The following is a 22,980-nucleotide window of genomic DNA, read 5'->3' on the forward strand; positions in this document are numbered from 1 at the left end:
AAAATAACCCTTTCGCCCCATTTATGTTCAATTAAGCGTCAAAAGCACTGCTTTAGTGCAATTATGATTTTAATTGTATTTGATTATGAAATCTTAAAAAAAATCGCCATAAACATAAAAAAAATAAAGTTTCATCAATAAAAACACGAAATTGTTAAGCATTAATCAAACAAAAAGATAATTTAACGAGATAAAATCACTAAAATGGTCATATTTATAACGTTATCTTAAAAATCATGCTTGGCAGTTAACGAAAATGCTGGCAAAGTAGGAACCAGATAAAGATTAGCCAACGCTGCCGGAGCCGTATTATGTGTTCAATATTTTCAATTTTAGACATCAAAACTGATGCAAGCAAACTTCGCCAAGTGGCGTTAGAAATGTCAAAACTGTTGCGTCACCGCGGCCCAGATTGGTCTGGCATATATGCTGATGACAAAGCCATTTTAGCTCATGAACGTTTATCAATTGTTGACGTTGACCACGGAGCACAGCCGCTTATCAGCCTTGATGGCAACATAGTGTTAGCCGTAAACGGTGAAATTTATAACCACAAGCAGTTAAAAGCTCAGCTAGGTGATAAATACCAATATCAAACCAACTCAGATTGCGAAGTGATCTTGTCACTTTACCAAGAATACGGTTGTGACTTTTTAGACAAACTGAACGGTATCTTTGCATTTGTACTGTATGACAAAGCCAAAGACACATATTTAATCGGCCGCGACCATATGGGCATTATCCCACTTTATACTGGCCTCGATTCGTCAGGTAACTTCTATGTTGCCTCTGAAATGAAAGCTCTCATGCCTGTGTGTAAAACAGTTGAAGAGTTTTACCCTGGACAGTATTTATATTCTGCCGATGGTAAACCAACACAGTATTATCAGCGTGATTGGCAAGATTTTGATGCCGTTAAAGACAACCCAGCCAGCATTGAAGAATTGCGTGAAGCACTAGAAGCGGCAGTGAAGCGTCAGCTAATGTCAGATGTTCCTTACGGGGTATTATTGTCTGGTGGCCTAGATTCATCAGTGATTTCTGCCATTACTCAAACATATGCAAAACACCGTATTGAAAACGACGGCGAAACTGGCGCATGGTGGCCACAACTGCATTCATTTGCAGTAGGTTTAGCCGAGTCACCAGATTTGGTAGCAGCGCAAAAAGTGGCCGATGCCATTGGCACTATTCATCACCCTATTGTGTATACTTTCCAAGAAGGTTTAGATGCGATTAAAGAAGTGATTTATCACTTAGAAACTTACGATGTAACCACTATTCGTGCGGCAACGCCAATGTACTTAATGGCGCGCAAAATTAAAGCAATGGGCATTAAAATGGTGTTGTCTGGCGAAGGTGCTGACGAACTATTTGGTGGTTATCTGTATTTCCACAAAGCGCCTAACGCTCAAGCATTTCATGAAGAGTTAGTTCGTAAGCTAGATAAACTACATTTATTTGACTGCTTGCGTGCCAACAAATCCATGGCGGCATGGGGACTTGAAGCTCGGGTGCCTTTCTTAGATAAAGAGTTTATCGACGTGGCAATGCGCATCAACCCTGAAGCCAAAATGTCTAAAGATGGCCGCATCGAGAAGCACATTTTACGTCAAGCATTTGAAGATAAATTGCCAAAAGAAGTAGTATGGCGTCAAAAAGAGCAGTTCAGTGACGGCGTTGGTTACTCGTGGATTGATGGCTTAAAAGCCCACGCAGCAGAAAACGTAGATGACGTACAGTTTGCTAATGCAAAATTCCGTTTCCCTTACAACACGCCTGAGTCAAAAGAAGCCTATTTCTATCGCAGCTTCTTTGAAGAGTTTTTCCCATTAGCCAGCGCAGCTGAAACAGTGCCAGGTGGAAAAACAGTAGCATGTTCAACACCTGAAGCACTATTGTGGGATGCGAGTCTACAAGGTCTTAACGACCCATCCGGCCGAGCAGTTAAAAACGTTCACGCTAGCGCATATTAATTTTTCACAACTTTTAAACACCACCCAATTGGGTGGTGTTTTTGTTGGGTGCCATCTTGTAAGATGATGATATTCGTCACTCTAATAAAACAACAATAACAATAACAATAACAATGGGGTTCACCATGACAGATATCAGCATTTTTAACCTTGAGATGACCGACCGCAGTCAATTAAAACCTAAGCACGATGCCAACGGCTTAACCGTGGTTGAGGCGAAAATAAAACAATATCAATTCAATCGTTTTTTATATCAATTTGTGGGTGCTGCCTGGGAGTGGACAGACAAATTAGCATTGTCCGATAGCCAATGGCAGGAATACAGCGAAGAAGATAATTTGCATTTGTTTGTGGCGTATAAAGACGGTGCACCAGCGGGTTATTTTGAATTGCAGCAACAAGATAACGATAATGTCGAAATTATGTATTTTGGCTTAGGCGAGCGCTTTATCGGTAAAGGCTTTGGCGGCTATTTACTGACTCAAGCCATTGAACAAGCGTGGTCGTTACCGAACACTCGCCGAGTTTGGGTACATACTTGCTCGTTAGATCACCCAAGCGCGTTACAAAACTATCAAGATCGCGGATTTAGCTTATTTAGAACCGATATCGAGTCAACAACAAATCAAACTCTAGCTGACTAACTACTATCGATTTTTATACGCTATTGCACGTTGTTTGATTATTTCAAGCGACGTGCTTTTTTGTTGTTCATCCATAGTATGCCAAGCTAGAATTTCGTCTAATGAACGATGACATCCTAAACAGATGTCCTCGGCATCTAAACAACAATTTCTCACGCAAGGCGAGTCAAAAAAGTTTGGTTTATTCTGACCATACGGCATATTCATTACCATTAACGTCTGTAAAGTGAAAACGTCTACCACCCGGAAAACTAAATATCGCTTTGGTGATATGTCCACCAGCCTGAATGATTTTTGCTTCTGTAACGGCTAAGTCTTGGCTATAAAGCACGATTAATGGGCTGCCTTTTGCTAAGGTAAATTGAGTGTCGGCTTGATAAAAACCACCATCAATACCCACCCGCAAAAAGCAGCTATATTCAGGGCCATAATCCTGAAACTGCCAGCCAAAAACCTGAGTAAAAAAAGCTTTGGTTGCAATGATGTCTTTCACGGGTATTTCTAAATAGTTAATACTATGATGCTTACTCATGCTCACCTCTGTTACTCAGGGTTATCACTTAAACTATGCTTATAACAATATCCAATAGTGTCTATCATTTACTTACACAGGGTTAATAGCGCGGTTTTAATACAAATCATCAAGCCGATGATTAAATACATAATCCAAATTAAAACTAATACTATGCCGTAAAGTATAGCGTGCCGTCCTATTGCTGCACTATTGTTGTACCAAGGCCGCAACTGCGCCAATAATCCCGCCAAATACTCCGCCCCATACCACTAACCAACCTAGATGGGTTTTAATCATATCTTGAACGATTTGCTTAACCAATTGAGGTGTCAGCTCATTTAAGCGTTGTTCGACAATATTGGCCACTTTTTCTTGCATATCTGCAATGATATTTGGCTGCTCAAGCTCATTCACTAATATCGCATTAAACTCTTCGCTTTGAGCCAATTCAACTAAAGACAGTTTCATTTTTTCAATAAACGGTTCTTTTAAAGGGATCAATGCTTCTGTACCACCAAACATCGCTAACATACCGCCAAAAGATGATTTTTCAATGGTATCGACTAATGCGTCAAATGACGGTGCTAAATCAATTTTTTCAATCACAGGGCTTAAATCAATACTGCTAGCGCTGCTGGTTGTTAAAAAGCGATCAATATTCTCTTGAGTAAAAAATTGATCCATCATTAGATGTTTAATACCAACTTTAAACTCTTCAAAACGAGATGGAACCACTCCAGAACCATACAAACCAGGGACTTTTTCAAATAACATATAAATCGCCAACCAGTTGGTTAACGCACCCGATAATGCAAATAATCCTATCGTTAGCACAATATGTTGATCTAACACATACCCGACCAGCATAAATATGGCCGCTATAAGGTTGGTTAATACGCTCTTATTCAATCTCTTGTCCTTAACATCTATAATGGAAAATCAATAAAAAACCTCAGTTATTTTACCAGAAAATAACTGAGGTCTACATAACTGATCTTTCATCACGTCACAGAACCTGACTTTTGACTTAAAGGAATAACAACGACTTTACTGCGAACAACTGACTTGTTCAGGCTCGGCAAGCACTTCAGCCCTAAGATGACTAATTAATAAAACGCCAATGCTTTGTGCTAGAAACTGAGCTTTTTGAAACATCTGGCTCACAACATCCTCATGTTGATACAGAGGTTTTACAAAAACATCTTCCAAATACCATACTGGCGCAAGACATAATGAAGAAAATGAAGGATACAGTTGAATAAAGCCCACCATTTCATCATCTCTAATGGATACAAAGATCATCGAATCATTTTCAGCTAAGCGAGATTTCAAAAATGCATGACACGCTGGGTAGTCAGATGGTTGGTGTAATTGCTGCCGATACAGATCAAATAGCAGACTTAACGGTTCTAGGTCGATGCTCGAAGCAAGACGGATTTGCATTTATCATCCTTGAAATTGAAAAATGCCCAGATTAAATATCACAAGATGAGATATTCCATCAAGGTTAAAAAAACAACATATAATTATAAGCTGTTAGTTCATAACATAAAAAAACAAGCGTAAATACAATAAATAAAACCTATTAATTACATGTTCTTAATTATAAAACTAACACCAATTAATTATAAAGCTAACACCAATGTCATTTAATGTAAATTAATCCGTATTTGAACAAAAAAATATCCTTAAAAGGGATTTATTTTGGTAAAATGCACAACTATTACCTCTGTTATACATCAAGATTAGTTTATATGACCTCGTTTTTCACTCAAATGTGCTCTGCGGTTAAACCGCGCTCTCGTCTACAAAAAATCAGCTATTATATTGTCGCTATATATTTATTTGGCTGTGCCTTACTGGGTGGATTAATTCCGTATATTGTCAAACAACAAGCGCCTACATTATTAACTGAACAACTAGGCCGAAGCGTAACCCTGCAAGATATTCGTATTAATCCATTTACATTAGAACTGACGTTATCGGGTTTGGTTGTTAAGAAGCTCAATAGCCAACAAACATTTGTTTCCTTGGCTAATTTATATGGCAACATTCAAATATGGCAATCTATCACTTCTTGGTCATTAGTAATTAAAGACATCAGTCTAGAACAACCCACTATTAAGGTTTCACGCTCTCAAGCGGATGATAAGCAAGTGGTATTTAACTTTAGCGATATTATTACCCGCTTGAGCCAAAATACTCAGCCAGCGACTGCCACTACTGAACCGACGAGTATTTTGCCGTTAAAGATAGGTAAAATAAAAATCCAACAAGGTGTATTCACCTTAGATGACAACGTGACCGATACCCATATCAACTACCCAAATATTAATGTGTCATTGATGCAATTTAATAGCCTGAGTAATGCGTTAACGGATCAACAAGACCGAGTTAATCGCTATGCGCTGAGTATACAAGACCAATTTAACGGTTCCGTGACACTACAAGGACAATTTCAATTAGCCCCACTGACCATACAAGGTGTTCTCGACGTTGCTGGTGTTGATTTATCGCGTTATTGGTCTTTTGTTGATCAACTTTTTGCAATTAACTTAGCAGAAGGCATGCTCAACTTAAACGGACAATATGCCGTAACCTTACAAGATAAAAACTTAGCACCAATAAATCATATTAATGTATCAAATGCGCAAATAGTGATTGACCATTTTAAAGCGGTGCATCAACAAGATGAAAAGATTGCCATTGATGTATTAGCCTTAAAGAACATCAATGTAGACACTCAAACTAAGCACGTTAGTATTGATGAATTTCATACTGACAATGGCAGAATAAAACTCAATATTACTCCAACAGGAGCTGATCTAGTCGCCTTATTGTTGCCAAAAGACACCGAACTGACGACTGATACAGGAGTTAGCAGCCAATCTAGCGAAACGACTACATCATCTGAGACTACACACTCAGATATCAACAAGATTGATAATACCAACGCTAACAGCACAACTACTGATTTCATTGCAGATAACGCTATTGTAACGGTGAACGAAGTAACAACTGAGAAAACGACTGAGCTAGCAACTGAATTAGTAACAAAAGCTTCAAGCGATAATCAGATCCAAGAATCACAAACGGATGCTGAGGCACAACTTGCGCAATCAACAGCGACAACGGCACCTAATACATCTGTCGCTGAAGCCCCGTGGTTGGTGACGCTTAACAAAATCAGTGTGGCACAATATCAAGTCGAACTTGGAGAAGGCATTGCCAGTGATAACATCATCCTTTGGCAACTCGGCCCTATTGATATTAGCACTGGCATCATTAATTCAGACCTATCAACACCCATTGAATACCAATTTTCGACAGGAATAAACGCTCAGAGCCTATTAACGTCTACAGGGCAAGTTGATCCATTAGCCCAAACGCTCAATGCTGAAATTGATTTTAGTAATATGCTGTTGTCACGCTTACAACCTTATATCTCCCCTTACATTAACATCACCCTTGAAGACGGTAAGTTTTCCACTAAGGGCCATTTGCAAGCAGACGCCAAAGGTACCCTTACCTATTCGGGCAGCGCAAACATCAGCCAATTGCACATTAACGATAATGTGCTACATCAGCCTTTATTGACATGGCAAACCATGGACATCAACCAGTTATCCTTTGATCGTCAACACGCAAAAATTGATATTGACGAAATAAACTTTGATAACCTCTTTAGCCGAATCATTATTTCTCCTGACCGAAGTACGAATATCGGTGCGTTAATCCACACTGATGACACTTCAACTGACGCCGAACAAGTTACTGTTAAGGTAGAAGCCAATAAAGGTAAAGATACAGATGTGATCGTAACAACGGTATCTACCGAAAGCGAACCAGCAATTGACGACGAGCCAAAATTGCAGCTCAATATTAATAAAATTGGCATAAAAGACAGTTCAGCGTTTTTTGCTGACAACTCGTTAACGCCCAATTTTGCTTCAGGCATTGAAATGCTTAATGGCCAAATAACTAACTTATCCTCTAACCCACAAACCACAGCATCAGTAGATTTAACGGGAAAAATAGATAAATACGCACCAGTGACTTTAAAAGGTGATGTTAATCCGTTACTGGCGCAACCTTATTTAGACCTTAATTTGAATTTTGACAAAGTAGAGTTAACCTCGGTTAACCCTTATTCAGGTACGTATGCGGGCTATTATATTGATAAAGGCCAATTGTCATTAGATTTAAAGTATCAGCTTAATAACAATTTATTAGTCGGTAGCAATCATTTGGTAATTGACCAACTCAAACTGGGTAAACCCAGTAATAGTAGTTTAGCAACCAGCCTCCCTGTCACATTAGCGGTAGCATTATTGCAAGACCGTCACGGCGTTATTGATTTAGGTGTCGATGTAACGGGTGATATTGATTCACCCAGCTTTAGCTTTGGTAGCGTCATCATTAATGCATTAGGCAATATTATTACCAAAGCGGTGACCTCGCCGTTTTCATTTTTAGCAGGACTTGTTGGTGATGATGAACAAATGGATAAAATCAGTTTTGATTATGGTCTCAGTAACATTTCGACTAAACAAAAACACACGTTAGACAAACTGGCCGAAGCATTAAAAGACCGGCCACTGCTTAATCTCAATATCAAAGGCAGTATTGACCTAATTAATGATAAACAAGCCCTAGCGGAAACAAAGCTGCAACAACAACTGGCTAAAGCCGCAGCTATACCTTTGACAGATTTGCCAATCAATTTATCCGCCAGTAAATTCCCTACTACTGGGCCGCTAGTTGATGCTCTGTATCAATTGTTTGAACAACAATTGTCGCAACAACCATCTGATATAAAGCAAACGTTACAACAACAAACACCAGAGCTGACAGAGCCGGAATTGATTACTCGTTGGCATATAGGTTTATACAATATGCTTATAAATCACCAGCAATTTACTCCCGACGAGTTTGGTCAATTAGCACATGACCGTGCCAAAGTGGTTAAAGCTTACTTAATTGATCAAGCAGGTATTGATGCTGGTAAAGTGTTTGTACTTGAAAGCCGCATCAACACAGCAGAAAATGCCGCTGAAGCATTGTTGGAACTACAAGTAAAATAAGCTGTCTATACCTGTTAACCGCTACCGACATCGGGTAGACTGCGCATACATTACAAACGTTAAATAACAAGCGTTTGTCATCATGTCGTATTATTAATATTGTTAAGATTGAGGTTATCTATGTTTATCGTTCGCTGGATTTTAGGTCGAATTATTTTGTTGTTGAATTTTGTGTTTGCCCCTAAAAAGCGCCAACGTCCGCAAGATCAACAAGCCATTGTCGATCAACAAACTCAATCACTGGCGTTGTATCAATACGCGGCCTGTCCTTTTTGCGTTAAAGTTCGTCGCGATATGCGTCGTCAAAACTTAACAATTAATCTAGTCGATGCCAAACAAGATGACAACCAACGTGTGTTAGTAAGCCAGGGGGCAAGTTACAAGTGCCTTGTTTACGCATCGAGCAAGACGGAAACACCCAATGGTTATATGAATCAAAAGCCATTACCAGTTACCTCAACGAACGTTTTGCCTAAATTACTGGTACCGTCATTTGCCACAGCTTATTTCAATACTGTGGCTAACCGATTGCTATAGAAATCATTTTTCTCTCACGATGTCATTAATCTTTCCATCAATGACTTATAAATGTGTTTTACAGCAGTTTTTCGGATATTGTGTCTTAAAAAAATGATGAGGTTATGTGTGTTAAAAATCAGTTTAATCATCTGTAGTATGATACTTCTCAGTGCTTGTAGTGCCAGCGAACCAGACCCAATGGATTTTGTAGGACAATTTCGCGACTCATTCAGTACTGAAATTAAAGGAAAAGGGATTAAGTTATTTGTCTACAAAGCCAAATTAGCCACGGCACTTGATCGCAGTATTCCTGGAGCTCCGCGCGATCTCAATATACGTCGAAGTAAACAAGATGCTCAAAGCTACTTAATAGAGCAACGTAATACTCAAAATCGTTTAGAATTATGGAATCAACAAATCGATATTGGGCTCAAAAAAACCATTGAAATGAACGGTTATTGTCAAGCAGGCTTTATCGAATTAAGTCGTTATGTTGAAGCTGAGCGCGGTGAAATCCGTGGTGAGTGTAATGATGGTGCCACCGCAGAAGACATCAAAAAATACGGGGCGTAATGTTAAAACCCATCACGTTTTAACCATAAATAAAAAGCAAATAGTGACACTGACGGATAAAAAACTATATCCCGCAGTACAATTAAGCTAAAATTAGCGTCCAAATTTCCTCGTGATGTTGCCGTTGGCTTATAGACCAGTGTCATCACGCTTCGATATGCTGTTTATCATTAAAGAATGAAATGAATAGTGTGTCGTTTTAAAAGTAAGAAATCAGATGAACAGAAAGCAAGAGATGATCAAAAAGCTAGCCAAGCGCGCCAAGGCTCGTAAAAACAAAGTGGTTCCGTCTAACCCGAGCAATAAGCCTGTTGAGCGTTATATCTCTAAAGCTGAACGCGAAAAAATCGCGTTAGCAGAAGCCGCTGAACAAACAACAGCAACAGAAAATATCACAGAATCAGATAAAGACTAACATCGTGTAATAAGCTGTTAGTCACAAAAAGCCCCTATCTTGGCCTTGGCCTGATAGGGGCTTTTTAAATGCCGTAAATTGGGATCATTCATCACAACAATTTGGATCCTGCGCTAATTTTTTTCGCTGTTATCTTGTTGGCATAATTGCTTACACAAGGGTTCTTCGTCTAATTGCGCCATTAGCGTTCGCCCTGGCATGGGTGACGGCGCAGCCACCATATCAATGTTAATCGCATCGTCCTCTAGCAGTTGTTGATTTGCACTAGCTGAAAATAAACCTTGGCGGCTGATTTTATCAACTAATCGATATGCACATAAAATACCTATCACTCCAAAGATAACCGCGCCAATAACCTGACCAATTAACACCCCAAACACACCACCCCATTGCGCACCAAAATACACAAAGGGTATGGTGCCAATAGTGGCTTTACCTACATTAAATAAAGTGGAGTACTTGGCCTTACCTAAGTTGTTAAACGAGGCATTAGCAATAAACAACATTCCCGAGAAAATAAAGAACACTGCAATATACTGACAGAAAAATAATATAAGTTCTGCCGCATCGCCTTTCATGTCAAAACTACTAATAATGACATTACGTAATAAAAACAGTCCCAGTGACACCACCAATACATAAGCAACACAAAATTGAATCGCTTTGGTTAAACTCAACCTAACACGCTCAATTTCGTTGGCGCCAAAGTTTTGCCCCACAATCGGCCCAACCGCACCCGATAGCGCAAATATCATTCCAAACGATACGGGGATCAAACGTCCCAATACAGCCCAACCTGCTACATAGCTATCACCAAAATCTGCAATGGCACGGGTTACCACCGCATTACCAATCGGAGTAGCTACATTGGTGAGCATGGCGGGTGCAGCAATGGCAAAAATAACCCCAAGGTCTTGTTTAAACTCGTCAAACGAGAATCGACCCAATAATTTATGTTTTATCACTACGCCACGGGCAGAAATAATAAACACCGCAATACGTGCCAAAACAGACGCGGCAGCCGCACCTTCAATACCCATTGATAAAGAAAAAATGAAGATAGGATCTAATATGGCATTAACACCACCGCCAGCTAAGGTCGACATCATCGACAATTTTGCATCACCCACGGCGCGTAATGCACCACCAAGCGCCATGGCTAAACAAATAAACGGTAATGACGGCACTAAAATATACAAGTAACTTTGCGCTAACTCCGCTGTGCGTCCCGTAGCACCCACCAACGCTAACAGTTCAGGAATAAACGCGATGACGATTGCAGCCACCAGCACACTAGTCAATAATGTCACGATGGCACTGTTTAAAAACAAACGTTTAGCGAGCTTAATATTTTTTGAACCCACCGCTTTTGACACCAATGCGCCTAGTGCAATAGATAATCCGATGCCAATTGAAGTGGTAAAAAATGAAATAGTGCTGGCATAACCTGCGGCGGCGGCAAGTTCAACTTCGCCGAGCAGACTTAAGAAGAAAATATCGAGTAGATCAACGACAAACAGCGCCGAAATACCCACTGCAGCAGTAGAGCTCATGACCAATATATGGCGTAAAATTGAGCCATCAACAAATTTAGCGGCGGTCATTAATATCCTTGAGTGTCAATAATAAGCAAACGCAAATGGGATGCTTCGGCAACAACCTATAGTTTTTCTAGTTCACTACCACAATGATTACAATAATCGGCATCGCTATCATGACCTTTTTTGCCACAATTACTGCACTTACGTAAATCGCGGGTTCTCACCATTTCGTTTGAGATCTCAGCAGTTAAAATGCCGGTAGGTATCGCAATTATCGAATAACCAATCAGCATGGTTAACGCAGCAATTCCCTGGCCTAACGGTGTTTGTGGCGTAATGTCACCATAGCCCACTGTTGTAATAGTGACTACGGTCCAATACATGGATTTAGGAATAGAAGTAAAACCGTTATTAGGGCCTTCTACCACATACATGACCACACTGAGTACCATGATAATGAGGCTGACCGAAAAGAAAAAGATAAACACTTTACGGCTAGACTGCATCATTGCTTTAATCAATAAGTTGCCGTCACTGAGATAGCGCAGCAGCTTTAATACTCTAAACACCCTGAATAAACGCAGTATCCTAACGGCCAACGCTACATTGGCACCGGGGAAAAATAAACCTAAATAACTAGGCAAAATGGACACCAAATCCACTAAGCCAAAAAAGCTACGTGCATAGTGTAACCGATTAAGCGAACAATAGATCCTTAATATGTACTCAACGGTAAAGATTACCGTAAAGGTCCATTCACCAATACGAATATAGTCGCCATACTGTGAATGAAACCTTTCTATCGTATCGATAAAAATCAACATTACACTCAATATAATACATATCATAAGGGCGATATCGAAATATTTGCCCTCTTTAGTTTCGGTACCAAAAATCACACTTCTGAGTTTTTGTTTCAGTGGACTGTCGGCTTTTTCTTCGAGATTCATCTTAAGATTCGCTGTGTTGGGCAATAAATTGAAAATAAACTTGGTCAACTAATATCAATTAACCCTCGTTGTCGTTAAAATCTAACATTGACTGCCGAGTTTTAACATTCGAAATTAAGTCATTCTACAATAAAAATTAAAAAGGTCATTGGTTTACGGAGTTTTCATGCGAGCGTTGTACATATCATTTATAGCATTAATGTTCTGCCCGTTATTGGCCGTTGCTTCAGCAAGCCAAACAACAGCAAAAGTAGATTTAGTTGTCGTCAATAAATCCGAATCTCGCTTATCTGTTATGCGTGATGGAAAGGTCATAAAAAGTTATCTCATTGCCATGGGCGACGTTCCTAGCGGCCATAAGCTTAAAGAAGGCGATCAACGCACTCCACAAGGCCGTTATATATTAGATTACAAAAAATCTGATAGTGCATTTTACAAATCCATTCATATTTCGTATCCCAATGAAGAAGATAAATTACGCGCTGACGCATTAGGGATTAGAGCCGGCGGAATGATAATGATCCACGGTGAAAACCCTCGCTCATCACTGCCGCCAAAAGAAGCACAAAAATACAACTGGACCAATGGTTGTATCGCTGTGACCAACAAAGAAATGGATGAGTTGTGGAAAATGATTGATGCTGGTACACCTATTGAAATATGGCCATAAGCTGATTCAATTTCAACCATACCATTTTTTGCTTTGTTTCTTGGGTTATTAAATGAATTACCAACACTTACAACAAACATGGCCTGACTTTAGCCAACGCATTACTGCGTTTATGCACCGTTTAGGCCTAGATAGCTTATCACTACAGAGTGATCATGCCGCCTTACGGGTGAACGATAACCACTTAGCACAATTACTAGCAGATGAATTTAGCAAACATGGCAAAATAATTTCTAATAATATGATTAATGGCAGACCCATTTTAATCATTAAACTAATCGAGCCATTAGTTATCGGCACGATGAAAATTCAATGTGTAGAACTGCCCTTCCCATCCGACAAAGCTTATCCCGTTGAAGGCTGGGAACATATCGAACTAGTATTTCCATCACTGGCAAAAACCTGTGACGAATTAGTCGCAGAGCTTATTGAAAAAGCCCCTCAGTTGGCTAAAGTTATTGCGGGTAATACTATTGCAGGTAGTGACGAAAACAGTGATATTAAGGTTAAGCAAAGTTCACCTAAAGGCGATAACGAACGCCTTGCTAACCCAACTATCGCGTTTAAAGCTAATGGAATTTGTATTAAAGTGCATCCCCACGATATTGAAACTATTATTGCAAGTGAGCAGTCAAGCTAACCTAAGTTCGTTAGCTCTTTATCTTGATAAAGAGCTAAGTACATTGCAAATGAGTAATCTTTTATTAACCAATAAGGCTCTTGGTTGCTATGTTAATGTTTTTCTTTTCCACAGAGCCTTTATCAAGACTTAACAATCCAAACAAAAACAGCGTGCCAATCATCACCACAGTGGCGGATAGGTATAAGCCGATATCATAATTTCCCAGTACTTCAGCAAGATATCCGGTAGATACGGGTGCAATAATTTGTGCCGCACCATAAGCTAAGGTCATTGTGCCCATGAACTTAGCCGGGTTACTAGGATAAAACTTGCCCGCCATGGTCAATACTAAGCTAACACATGCGATAAAAGTGCCACCAAACAACAATGCACTTAATATAACTACAGGTAAACTGTCATTTATCGCAGGAAGAATAATGCCTACGGCCTGCAAGATATATGCGACTAATAACGCTTTTAAGTAACCCACACGACGCGCGATTCGATCCCATATTAAAGGTGCTGGAGTTGCCGCAACACCAACCAATAGAAATGCAAATCCCCCTTGCCCTTGTAAACCTTCAACACGATCGACAATATCAACAATAAAGGTCGAACTTACAGCATAACCATAACCAGCACAAAAATAGGCCAACATCATTAGCGATTTAAAGGCTTTGCTTGGTGGGTTTTCTTTAACGTCCCCTACCGCTTTACCGCCGATGAAAGGATGTGGCATCCACAACCATGCCGGGATCGCGAATATTGCCGCCATAAACGCTAACGCTAGCCACTGTTGTTGCCAGTCTGCTGACATGGTCAGCATGGCCTCTACTAGTATTGAGGTGACAATGATGCTCAAACCCGCGCCAGAGAAGTGAATCCCTAATTCTGCACGGTGATTATTATTAACTAGCCATTTTAATATCAGACCAGAGGCAATAATAAAGCCTCCAGAGGCGCAAACTCCGGCAATAAAGCGTAATACCGCCCAAGTAACCATATCAGTCGTCATGACCATTGCAACTGAAGTGACGACGCTCAATATAAGGTACACCCGGTGTAAGTTATATTTGTAGTTCAGATTATGCATGCTAGCAGCAAGCAACACCCCACACATATACCCCATAAAATTAGTGGTAGCTAACCAACCTCCACCAGATTCTGTTAGGCCTGCACCATCCTGCATTATCGGTAATAGCAAGCTATAGGAGAATCTAGCCACACCAACAGTGACAATTAAACTACAGATGCCAGCAAAATATACCCGGACCTTCGTTAGCGCTAATAACATTTCAATCACTTTCCAGTAAAATCATTAACAAAGGATACGTCAATCTGCTAGTCTTAAAAATTGAATTATTTAGAACAAAAACTTCTTATTAAGAGAACCATATGGAAATATTAACGCTAAAAACGTTTAAAGCCGTTGTTGATGAAGAAGGCATTAAAGGTGCTGCTGATAAGCTGCATACGGTTCAATCAAACATCACCAATCGGATTAAAAAACTCGAGAAAGAACTGGATACCAAGTTATTTACTATCATTGGCCGAAAGTTACAGTTAACGCCAAGTGGACAACAGCTTTTCGAGTATGCAGATCAGATTTTGCAGTTAGAATACCAAGCCTCCTCCGCCATTTTGCGTAATAAAGGAACTTACGAGTTAAGAGTCGGTATGCCTGAAACATTTGCGGCTGTTCATATGCCTTTGGCACTCAAACAACTCAAGCTGAATCACGCTGAAATTCGAACAAAAATTCATACTGACACCAGTGAAAGACTGGTTTTTTCTGTATTGAACAATAAGGTTGACTGCGCAGCTATCGGTAATGCACCTAAACATGAAAACCTTATTGTTATCCCGATAGTGAAAGAAGAACTAATTATGGTGACTCCACGAGACAGTGAACATGATCCCGTCTTGTTTGTACGAGATGAAGGCTGCGGCTATAGAAAACATGCCATTCTTTGGCAACAAAAGGCTGGTCGAGGTAATGATGATCTCATGGTAATGAGTAGCGCAGATGGTGTTTTAGGTTGTATTGCTGCAGGTTTGGGCTACACCATTATTGGCAAGAATATGGTGGCTGGTAGTCGGTACGAAAAGTCTCTGGTCATGACGCCAGTCAGCCATGGCCCAAAACATGTTCAGCTATCGATTGTCTATCGAAAAGGTAGCCCATTAGAGTCAGGTATATTGACCCTTGCAAAGCTGTTAACCAAGTAATGAATTCATACACGCTAAGTCGAAATAATGGCTAATTAAATAGCTGCTTATTAAATACAGTTACGGCTATGGCTCTATCATAGAAATCAGTTAACCATTTATAAAATACAACAGAGCAACATCGCAACGTCAACAATCAAGCGCACAAAAGATGTTGATATCATCTATACCTTGTTGTTTTTTGTATTAGTCGATTAAGTTATTAACAGTGAATTATGCCTTTGTGTCTTTCCTGCTTTGAGCAAAAAAAAGCACAAATACACCAGCCATGATGGCAATATCTGCAACGTTAAAAATACCTGTTCTTAACGTACCGACTCCGACATTAAGAAAATCAATTACGGCACCATTATTAAACACCCGGTCATGAAAATTGCTAATACCACCTGAAAATATCAGAGACAGTGCAACTAAAGATGGGAGCTTCTGCTTAGAATTTGATACTAAATACAAAAACAAACCCAATAAAAATGCTCCTACTAATACAACAAAAAGCCAAAAGCGAGCTTGCTCAGACATGTTATTGCCCAAGCCAAGAAATGCACCAATATTTTCCGTGTAACCCACTCTTAAGGTGTCATTAAGGTAACTAACCATTCCACTCTTTGTCAGGTGTTCTGATGCCAACAATTTAGTACCTTGATCACAACCTACACATGACACACTAACGGCAAAAATAGTTAATAGTCTTTTCCAAACATCCATATTGATTCCAAAATTTTTATGGTTATTAACAATCCAACCTGGACCGCTTAAAGTACAACATATGTGCAGCAACACAATTAGGGTGAAGTGATTGAAATCATCATATTGAGTTCAGTATCTCAGATTTAGATCCACTCGTCATTAGCGTTTCATATCGTAGTAATTTATCTTTACCTAATGTTGATTGACTCACGACAAATAAATGAATGAATGAATGATTACCAAAGCCTTAGCTAACGATAAATATTCTAGGGTAATCCAGATGACAATTTGTTCTGGCAATCGCACCAAGCAAGTCATTATGACACCTTAAAGTCAAAATGACACGATTAAAAAGTGTCTTAATGACACTATTTAATTTACTAAAAATAATACTATTAATACTAATCAGTTACTTAACTAGTTGGCACGCCACCTGCAATAACAAATTAACTTTTGAAACTTTATCTTTAAACATTAACTTTTAATTTATTACAGGTGTACATATGACAATTCACATTAAAAATAACATCGATTGGGTTGGACAACGTGACTGGGAAATATTGGACTTCCATGGTACTGAATATAAAACCACTAAAGGGACAAGTTATAATAGTTACCTTATCCGCGAACAAAAAAATGTCTTAATCGATACTGTTGACCATCGTTTCAGTCTGCAATTTATTCAAAACCTTGAGATGGAAATTGATCTTGATAAGATCGATTATATTGTCATTAACCACGCTGAAGAAGATCACTCAGGTGCGTTAGCGGCTTTAATGGCTAAAATCCCTAATACCCCGATTTACTGTACCGAAAATGCTATCGACTCTATCACCGGTTTACATCATCATACTGAGTGGAATTTTAATATAGTCAAAACTGGCGATACCTTAGATATCGGTAACGGTAAGCAGTTAGTGTTCATTGAAACTCCTATGCTGCACTGGCCTGACAGTATGATGACCTATTTAACTGAAGATGCGGTGTTATTTAGTAATGATGCGTTTGGGCAGCATTATTGCGATGAGCATTTGTTTAATGATGAAGTAGACCAAATTGAATTGATGGATCAGTGTTTACGTTATTACTCCAATATTTTAACCCCGTTTAGCTCACTGGTTACAGCTAAAATTAATGAAGTGCTGAGTTTTAACCTACTCGTTGATATGATTGCCACCGCCCATGGCGTAGTGTGGCGCGATAACCCAGCCCAAATCATTCACCAGTATCTGCAATGGGCGGATAACTATCAAGAAGACAGAATCACCATTTTTTATGATTCGATGTCAAATAACACCCGCATGATGGCTGATGCCATTGCGCAAGGGATCCACGATGTTGACCCTGTAGTATCCGTTAAAGTGTTTAATGTTGCTCGCCATGATAAAAATGATATCTTAGCTAACGTGTTCCGCTCTAAAGGTATTTTGGTGGGTTCATCGACTATGAACAATGTCATGATGCCAAAAGTCGCAGGAATGCTAGAAGAGATCACTGGCCTGCGCTTTAAAGATAAAAAAGCCGGTGCATTTGGAAGTTATGGTTGGAACGGCGGCGCGGTTGACCGTATTCACACCCGTCTTACTGATGCTGGATTTGATACCATTGTGGGCTTAAAAGCAAAATGGCGACCTGATGGTAAAGCGATGCGTGAATGCCGTGAGCATGGCCGTCAGATAGCCAAAAACTGGGCATGGCATGATTTGAGTAATGTAAAATCCATTTCACCTGCATCGCTAGTTAGAAGCGCTCAAGCCACTGTAACCACTAAGCCAGCTCCAACGTCAACGCCTCAGGTAACAAAACCTGCTTGCGCAACGGCTACAGCAATTGATGATTCACAAAATATGCTCTGCACTGTGTGTAATTGGGTTTATGAACCAATACTGGGTGAGCCGAATCAAGATGTTGAACCAGGAACGCCGTGGAACGAAGTCCCAGACTTTTTCCTTTGCCCAGATTGCGGCCTTGGCAAAGATGTTTTTGCCCCTATTGCAGCAAGGAAAGTATCATGAGAGCACCCATCATCATTATTGGTAGCGGCTTTGCTTCATATCAGTTAATAAAAACTATTAGACGCACAGATCAGCATATACCGATAACCGTTTTTACCCTTGACGAGGGTCACGATTATAATAAGCCAGATCTAAGCCATGTATTTAGTAATCAACAAACCAGCGCGGATTTAATCCGCCTCAATGCACAAGAGTTTGCCAGCGAGAATAATATTACCCTGCATGCTTTTACCCAAGTTGATTGCATTGATAGCGAACAACAAGCGGTATTTGTGAATGGTGTTGCCTATCCTTATGCAAAACTGGTACTGGCAACGGGCGCGAAAACATTTGTCCCGCCTATGCTTGGCAATGCAACTGACAGGGTTATCACCTTAAACAGCCTGCGCGAGTTTGATAGTGCACATCAACAACTACAAAATGCACAACGAGTGTTGGTTATTGGTGCGGGTATTATTGGTACTGAAATAGCGATGGATCTTAACCGTAGCGGTAAAAGCGTGGTAGTTGTAGATCCCAGTAGCGGTTTAATGGCCAATATGTTGCCAGATTTAGTCGCCAGTGTTTTACAAAAGAAGATGGCCAATACCGGCGTTGTATTTGAGTTTGGTCAAACCATTAGCTCCTTAGACCAAACTAATTCAGGTATTTGTGCCACGCTCAGTTCGGGCAAAAAACATACAGTTGATTGTGTCATTTCAGCCGCTGGTTTAAAGGCTAATGTTGGTTTAGCACGAAAGTCAGGATTCAAAGTCAATAATGGCTTAGTGGTTAATCAGCAACTGCAAACTTCAGTGAACAATGTTTATGCCTTAGGGGATTGCGCGGAGATAAACGGTAAGGTGATGTCGTATCTGCAGCCAATTATGTTAAGTGCTAATGTGTTAGCGAAAACCTTATTAGGCCAACCGACAGAACTGAAACTTCCGGCGATGTTAGTTAAGGTTAAAACGCCACAAATGCCAATCCAATTAGGCGGTAATACCGTCATAGATGTTGCCTCTTGGCAGGTGGATATTGATGCTCTGGGTTGTTCAGTAAAAGCCTACAACGAGCAAAAACAGATTATCGGTTTTGTAGTAACAGAAGGACACATGAACAATACCTTCCCGCTACTCAGAGCCTTACCAGCAAGTCTTTAGCATTTTATCGAGTAGGCTTTACTCATAAAGCCTACTCATCAATCAATTTAGGAGAACACTATGTCTCATCAACGTATTCCTGCAAACTGGACAATCCAACGTTCTACACCCTTTTTTACCACTAAAAGTGTGCCTGATGCGCTACTAACTCACCACAATACCGCCGAAGGTGTATTTGGCCAATTATGTGTGATGGAAGGGGTAGTCACTTATTATGGCTTTGCCGACAGCGATGCAACAGAGCCAGAAGTGAAAGTTGTGATTAACGCCGGCCAGTTTGCTACGAGCCCACCAGAATACTGGCACCGTATTGAATTAAGCCCTGATGCCCAATTCAATATCAATTTCTGGTCAGAAAAAGATAAAACGGGCCAAGCTATGTTTAATAAAAAATCATAGAGTCGTTTCATAATACTTTACTGAAAATGCAGCTTAATAATACAGATTAAGCTGCACCAAGGTTAAGTTAATAGCTGGAAGAGCATAGTGACATATACCGTGTAATATTATGCTCTCCCCTTGCTAGGGTTAACCAGTAAAAACCTTTAAAACAATTAGCTAACCTGTAATTATCATTAATGCTATTCATCTGTGTCAAAAACTACGCTCATAAATCATTGTCATAAACTACCATCATTAATTATCGCAATTAACTAAATGCTATCTAGATCTAGCGCCATACGTTACCTGTAGCAAAAGCAGAGTGTATAACACCACTGCGTTTTGCTATTCACGTTTTGATTACTGTACAAACTACTTCCAGTAATAAAGCGCATCCTCTCCAAGCTGTTGCTCAATTTCTAACAAACGATTGTATTTTGCGACCCGTTCGCTGCGACTTGCCGAACCACTTTTTAAATGGCCGCCGTCCATTGCCACTGCAAAGTCTGCTAAGAAGGTGTCTTCTGTTTCGCCAGAGCGATGGGAAATAAAGTAACGCCACCCTGCATCACGGCACATGCGCACCGCTTCAATAGATTCTGTTACTGTCCCTATTTGATTTAATTTAATCAACGCTGAATTAGCCTCTTTATGTGCAATGCCGCGGCTAATATATTGAGTATTGGTAACGAACAAATCGTCACCGACCACTTCGATTTTATCACCAAGCCGAGCGGTAAATTGCTTAAAGCCATCAAGGTCTCGTTCTGCCAGAGGGTCTTCCCAAAGTACAATGGGGTATTTTTTTACCCATTCCTCTGCAAGGTTAATAAGGTCATTACTCTTCATAGCGCCGGTGCCAGACCATTTAAGATCATAGTTATTACACATATCAGTTGAGAATGAATTAGCGGCACTGTCGAGTGCAATAGCAATGTCTATTCCGGGTTTATAACCTGCTTTCTCAATCGCTTGAATAATGGTTTCGATGGCATCTTCGTTACTGTTGAGATTAGGAGCAAAACCACCTTCATCTCCCACACTGGTTGCTAAGCCACGGTCTTTAAGGATGCCTTTAAGCACGTGAAATGTTTCGGCAACATAGCGTAAACCTTCCCTAAAATTAGGAGCCCCCAAAGGAACAGCCATAAACTCCTGAAAATCTACGTTATTGTCTGAGTGTTCTCCGCCATTAATAATGTTCATACAAGGAACGACTAACCGTCTGGCTCCTGTACCGCCGAGATATTGATAAAGAGGAGTATTAGCCGATTTTGCAGCGGCGCGAGCGACCGCCATCGAAATCCCTAATATGGCATTGGCGCCAAGATTGGATTTATTGACAGTACCATCCAGTGCAATCATGGTGTGGTCAATCAAGGCCTGTTTAAACGGATCCATGCCAAGCAAAACCGGAGCGAGTTTGTGATTCACATTAGCTACTGCTTTCAATACCCCTTTGCCTGCATAGCGAGTCATATCACCATCGCGTAATTCGATTGCTTCATTTTCACCCGTACTTGCACCCGAGGGAACAGATGCAACAGAAGCCGTTCCATCGCTGAGTTCGACGAATACACGAACCGTGGGATTGCCACGAGAATCGAGAATTTCCATGGCCTGAATAGTAGATATGGTAATTGACTTCATTTGTTGCCTCCATCGTAGTTTTCGCTACATGCACTAACACCTCATGATCGGGCTAAGTAATGTTGGCCAAAATAGGTTTACTACGAGCGAAACCAACGTTAGGTGTCCCAATTGAACGACTTGATACTGATTGAACCATCACCTTCACAAGCCGCATGAACGCTAGGTTTATATCGCTTAAACGATGGTAATAAAATTCAATCTAAATTTATAATAACGCACATTCATACTCGTGTGTGATTAATTTATATACACGTTTATTTTAGGCGTTTACCATTGTTCTTGATAGAGAATTGTCGCTAATAACATTCGATAATACGACAATAATATCTATTTAGAACTGCGCAATATTTGTATTTTTTGAGCACAAAATAATTAACTTTCGCCTAATCTAAATTGCGCCAGCAGAGGATGATGATCTGATGTTTGAGTGTTGATAACGCGAGCAGACTCTAAGGTCAGTCCACGGTAAAAAAGATGATCAATTGCATAGCCCATCACGGTTGTGCGAGTGTCTTCTGTTGGTGTTACTGCTTTCAATCCTAATGTCTTCGTCATCTGGGACAACATAGACAATCTTGCTTGGCGCCATGTGTTTAAATCACCACCAAAAATTATCGGTCCTTTATGCGCTTTTAACGCGGGTAGTAACTGCTGTAACTGTTCTGCATAACTGTCTAATGAATACTCAAAGTTAATACTGTGCAAATTAGCCACCAATAAGGTTTCGCCATTAGACAAAGGGAAGTAACTTAATAGGCTCGATTTTGGAAACTGTATAAAAGGTTCGGAAGTCAAATAACCACAACTTTGACTCGCGGTAACCTGAGACAAATTCATTACTCCAAGCGGCGTATCACCTTGACGAAATGCTTGTACCATTGCCAATTGTTGATGGTTTTGTTGGCGCCACTTTTGGAACGTGTCAGAGAGCTTAACCTCTTGCAGTAACATTAATTGGTTCTGCTTGGCTAACTGGCTTAACTGCGTTTGCCAACCATCATTTTGCTGTTTATAGATATTCCAACTCGCGACAGCCAGTTGGCCATCAATATCCAATTTGGTGTCAGATGTAGCATCAACACATTGAGCAACAAACTGCTGTTGTTCACTATTAATCACTTGAGGCTCAGTCGAAAAATGCACAAACATTGGCACAACCACAACTATCGCCATGATGAATATGACGATAATAAGGCTCCCCCATTGAGCAAGCCCCAAGAGCTTACGCTTTGGTGTCAATGTGACTGTCGATGTTGGCTTTGAGCTAAAAATGGCGATAGATAAATGCCTCTATATAATGTTGAACGTATTGCTGAAAGTGAAACTTTTTGTTCAGTTAAAGTATGCAAATGGAATAAGTCTATA

At 40.1% G+C, this 22,980-nt stretch carries 21 protein-coding genes and 1 pseudogene; 12 read left to right on the forward strand and 10 right to left on the reverse strand.

Translation table 11 applies throughout. The features are described 5' to 3' along the window. Positions 1–311: 311 nt before the first annotated feature. Together asnB and FCN25_RS00985 are read left to right on the forward strand one after the other, a co-directional pair. On the forward strand, positions 312–1,976 hold the full coding sequence (gene asnB, locus FCN25_RS00980) for an asparagine synthase B (RefSeq protein WP_137221149.1): 1,665 nt from the start codon (positions 312–314) through the stop codon (positions 1,974–1,976). Positions 1,977–2,101: 125 nt separating this feature from the next. Continuing rightward, positions 2,102–2,620, forward strand: a complete 519-nt coding sequence (locus tag FCN25_RS00985) for a GNAT family N-acetyltransferase (RefSeq protein WP_137221151.1) — start codon at positions 2,102–2,104, stop codon at positions 2,618–2,620. 3 nt (positions 2,621–2,623) lie between these two features. On the opposite strand, the gene FCN25_RS00990 is transcribed toward FCN25_RS00985, so the two are convergent. The 4 genes from FCN25_RS00990 to FCN25_RS01005 form a co-directional block, all read right to left on the reverse strand. Then, complete coding sequence (locus tag FCN25_RS00990; protein ID WP_137221153.1) at positions 2,624–2,827, reverse strand: DUF1289 domain-containing protein; 204 nt, start codon at positions 2,825–2,827, stop codon at positions 2,624–2,626. Then, positions 2,802–3,152, reverse strand: a complete 351-nt coding sequence (locus FCN25_RS00995; protein WP_137221155.1) for a VOC family protein — start codon at positions 3,150–3,152, stop codon at positions 2,802–2,804. The genes FCN25_RS00990 and FCN25_RS00995 overlap by 26 nt, the downstream gene beginning before the upstream one ends. 189 nt (positions 3,153–3,341) lie before the next feature. Continuing rightward, positions 3,342–4,043: a DUF445 domain-containing protein gene (locus FCN25_RS01000; RefSeq protein ID WP_137221157.1), complete on the reverse strand. Its 702-nt coding sequence runs from the start codon at positions 4,041–4,043 to the stop codon at positions 3,342–3,344. A 138-nt stretch (positions 4,044–4,181) separates the two neighbouring features. Then, on the reverse strand, positions 4,182–4,577 hold the full coding sequence (locus tag FCN25_RS01005) for a GNAT family N-acetyltransferase (RefSeq protein WP_137221159.1): 396 nt from the start codon (positions 4,575–4,577) through the stop codon (positions 4,182–4,184). Between the two features lie 311 nt (positions 4,578–4,888). Here FCN25_RS01005 and FCN25_RS01010 point away from each other — a divergent pair, with 311 nt between their 5' ends. The 4 genes and pseudogenes from FCN25_RS01010 to FCN25_RS01025 all read left to right on the forward strand — a co-directional run bounded on the left by FCN25_RS01010 (position 4,889) and on the right by FCN25_RS01025 (position 9,725). Further along, positions 4,889–8,218, forward strand: coding sequence for a DUF748 domain-containing protein (locus FCN25_RS01010; RefSeq protein ID WP_175405809.1), 3,330 nt, complete (start codon positions 4,889–4,891; stop codon positions 8,216–8,218). Positions 8,219–8,338: 120 nt separating this feature from the next. After that, positions 8,339–8,694 (forward strand): annotated as a pseudogene (locus FCN25_RS01015) (glutaredoxin family protein). Between the two features lie 169 nt (positions 8,695–8,863). Beyond that, a complete protein-coding gene (locus FCN25_RS01020) occupies positions 8,864–9,310 on the forward strand; it encodes a hypothetical protein (RefSeq protein WP_137221163.1) in 447 nt (148 codons plus the stop codon). Positions 9,311–9,527: 217 nt separating this feature from the next. Next, positions 9,528–9,725: a DUF2986 domain-containing protein gene (locus FCN25_RS01025; RefSeq protein ID WP_137221165.1), complete on the forward strand. Its 198-nt coding sequence runs from the start codon at positions 9,528–9,530 to the stop codon at positions 9,723–9,725. A 113-nt stretch (positions 9,726–9,838) separates the two neighbouring features. Here the strand turns inward: FCN25_RS01025 and FCN25_RS01030 are convergent, their stop codons facing one another. Together FCN25_RS01030 and FCN25_RS01035 are read right to left on the reverse strand one after the other, a co-directional pair. Further along, positions 9,839–11,329, reverse strand: coding sequence for an MATE family efflux transporter (locus tag FCN25_RS01030; RefSeq protein ID WP_137221167.1), 1,491 nt, complete (start codon positions 11,327–11,329; stop codon positions 9,839–9,841). Between the two features lie 56 nt (positions 11,330–11,385). After that, positions 11,386–12,216: an ion transporter gene (locus FCN25_RS01035; protein ID WP_137221169.1), complete on the reverse strand. Its 831-nt coding sequence runs from the start codon at positions 12,214–12,216 to the stop codon at positions 11,386–11,388. A 199-nt stretch (positions 12,217–12,415) separates the two neighbouring features. Here FCN25_RS01035 and FCN25_RS01040 point away from each other — a divergent pair, with 199 nt between their 5' ends. Beyond that, positions 12,416–12,886 (forward strand): murein L,D-transpeptidase family protein, encoded by a 471-nt coding sequence (locus tag FCN25_RS01040; protein ID WP_254693800.1) that lies wholly within the window; start codon positions 12,416–12,418, stop codon positions 12,884–12,886. Positions 12,887–12,938: 52 nt separating this feature from the next. Next, on the forward strand, positions 12,939–13,526 hold the full coding sequence (locus tag FCN25_RS01045; protein WP_137221173.1) for a VOC family protein: 588 nt from the start codon (positions 12,939–12,941) through the stop codon (positions 13,524–13,526). A gap of 64 nt (positions 13,527–13,590) precedes the next feature. Here the strand turns inward: FCN25_RS01045 and FCN25_RS01050 are convergent, their stop codons facing one another. Continuing rightward, a complete protein-coding gene (locus FCN25_RS01050) occupies positions 13,591–14,802 on the reverse strand; it encodes a YbfB/YjiJ family MFS transporter (protein ID WP_137221175.1) in 1,212 nt (403 codons plus the stop codon). A 101-nt stretch (positions 14,803–14,903) separates the two neighbouring features. On the opposite strand from FCN25_RS01050, the gene FCN25_RS01055 reads away from it, so the two are divergent. Continuing rightward, entirely contained in the window at positions 14,904–15,737 is an 834-nt protein-coding gene (locus tag FCN25_RS01055) for a LysR family transcriptional regulator (RefSeq protein ID WP_137221177.1), read from the forward strand. Between the two features lie 213 nt (positions 15,738–15,950). On the opposite strand, the gene lspA is transcribed toward FCN25_RS01055, so the two are convergent. Beyond that, positions 15,951–16,442: a signal peptidase II gene (gene lspA / locus FCN25_RS01060; RefSeq protein ID WP_137221179.1), complete on the reverse strand. Its 492-nt coding sequence runs from the start codon at positions 16,440–16,442 to the stop codon at positions 15,951–15,953. 485 nt (positions 16,443–16,927) lie between these two features. Between lspA and norV the strand changes: the two genes are divergently transcribed. From norV to FCN25_RS01075, 3 genes are read left to right on the forward strand one after another with little or no spacing between them, the layout of a single operon-like run. Then, positions 16,928–18,439 carry an anaerobic nitric oxide reductase flavorubredoxin gene (gene norV / locus FCN25_RS01065; protein WP_137221181.1) on the forward strand — a complete coding sequence of 504 codons (1,512 nt, stop codon included), beginning with the start codon at positions 16,928–16,930 and terminating at the stop codon, positions 18,437–18,439. Then, positions 18,436–19,581 (forward strand): NADH:flavorubredoxin reductase NorW, encoded by a 1,146-nt coding sequence (gene norW / locus FCN25_RS01070; RefSeq protein ID WP_137221183.1) that lies wholly within the window; start codon positions 18,436–18,438, stop codon positions 19,579–19,581. The genes norV and norW overlap by 4 nt, the downstream gene beginning before the upstream one ends. A gap of 60 nt (positions 19,582–19,641) precedes the next feature. Next, complete coding sequence (locus FCN25_RS01075) at positions 19,642–19,980, forward strand: DUF1971 domain-containing protein (protein WP_137221185.1); 339 nt, start codon at positions 19,642–19,644, stop codon at positions 19,978–19,980. 354 nt (positions 19,981–20,334) lie between these two features. On the opposite strand, the gene eno is transcribed toward FCN25_RS01075, so the two are convergent. Both eno and FCN25_RS01085 read right to left on the reverse strand, forming a co-directional pair. Then, complete coding sequence (eno, locus tag FCN25_RS01080; RefSeq protein ID WP_137221187.1) at positions 20,335–21,612, reverse strand: phosphopyruvate hydratase; 1,278 nt, start codon at positions 21,610–21,612, stop codon at positions 20,335–20,337. A gap of 375 nt (positions 21,613–21,987) precedes the next feature. Next, entirely contained in the window at positions 21,988–22,854 is an 867-nt protein-coding gene (locus FCN25_RS01085) for an endonuclease/exonuclease/phosphatase family protein (RefSeq protein ID WP_137221188.1), read from the reverse strand. Positions 22,855–22,980 lie beyond the last annotated feature (126 nt).

Origin of the sequence: Shewanella sp. MEBiC00475 (genome assembly GCF_005234075.1) — a bacterium.
GTDB classification, from domain to species: domain Bacteria; phylum Pseudomonadota; class Gammaproteobacteria; order Enterobacterales; family Shewanellaceae; genus Shewanella; species Shewanella polaris.

Bases quoted from the DNA above. Each gene is read 5' to 3' on its own strand.
- FCN25_RS01045 (WP_137221173.1), top strand. From the start codon at position 12,939: ATGAATTACCAACACTTACAACAAACATGGCCTGACTTTAGCCAACGC.
- FCN25_RS01025 (WP_137221165.1), top strand. From the start codon at position 9,528: ATGAACAGAAAGCAAGAGATGATCAAAAAGCTAGCCAAGCGCGCCAAG.
- FCN25_RS01010 (WP_175405809.1), top strand. From the start codon at position 4,889: ATGACCTCGTTTTTCACTCAAATGTGCTCTGCGGTTAAACCGCGCTCT.
- FCN25_RS00995 (WP_137221155.1), bottom strand. From the start codon at position 3,152: ATGAGTAAGCATCATAGTATTAACTATTTAGAAATACCCGTGAAAGAC.
- FCN25_RS00985 (WP_137221151.1), top strand. From the start codon at position 2,102: ATGACAGATATCAGCATTTTTAACCTTGAGATGACCGACCGCAGTCAA.
- FCN25_RS01055 (WP_137221177.1), top strand. From the start codon at position 14,904: ATGGAAATATTAACGCTAAAAACGTTTAAAGCCGTTGTTGATGAAGAA.
- FCN25_RS01035 (WP_137221169.1), bottom strand. From the start codon at position 12,216: ATGAATCTCGAAGAAAAAGCCGACAGTCCACTGAAACAAAAACTCAGA.
- eno (WP_137221187.1), bottom strand. From the start codon at position 21,612: ATGAAGTCAATTACCATATCTACTATTCAGGCCATGGAAATTCTCGAT.
- FCN25_RS01040 (WP_254693800.1), top strand. From the start codon at position 12,416: ATGTTCTGCCCGTTATTGGCCGTTGCTTCAGCAAGCCAAACAACAGCA.
- FCN25_RS01050 (WP_137221175.1), bottom strand. From the start codon at position 14,802: ATGTTATTAGCGCTAACGAAGGTCCGGGTATATTTTGCTGGCATCTGT.
- FCN25_RS00990 (WP_137221153.1), bottom strand. From the start codon at position 2,827: ATGAATATGCCGTATGGTCAGAATAAACCAAACTTTTTTGACTCGCCT.
- norV (WP_137221181.1), top strand. From the start codon at position 16,928: ATGACAATTCACATTAAAAATAACATCGATTGGGTTGGACAACGTGAC.
- FCN25_RS01030 (WP_137221167.1), bottom strand. From the start codon at position 11,329: ATGACCGCCGCTAAATTTGTTGATGGCTCAATTTTACGCCATATATTG.
- FCN25_RS01075 (WP_137221185.1), top strand. From the start codon at position 19,642: ATGTCTCATCAACGTATTCCTGCAAACTGGACAATCCAACGTTCTACA.
- FCN25_RS01005 (WP_137221159.1), bottom strand. From the start codon at position 4,577: ATGCAAATCCGTCTTGCTTCGAGCATCGACCTAGAACCGTTAAGTCTG.
- asnB (WP_137221149.1), top strand. From the start codon at position 312: ATGTGTTCAATATTTTCAATTTTAGACATCAAAACTGATGCAAGCAAA.
- norW (WP_137221183.1), top strand. From the start codon at position 18,436: ATGAGAGCACCCATCATCATTATTGGTAGCGGCTTTGCTTCATATCAG.
- lspA (WP_137221179.1), bottom strand. From the start codon at position 16,442: ATGGATGTTTGGAAAAGACTATTAACTATTTTTGCCGTTAGTGTGTCA.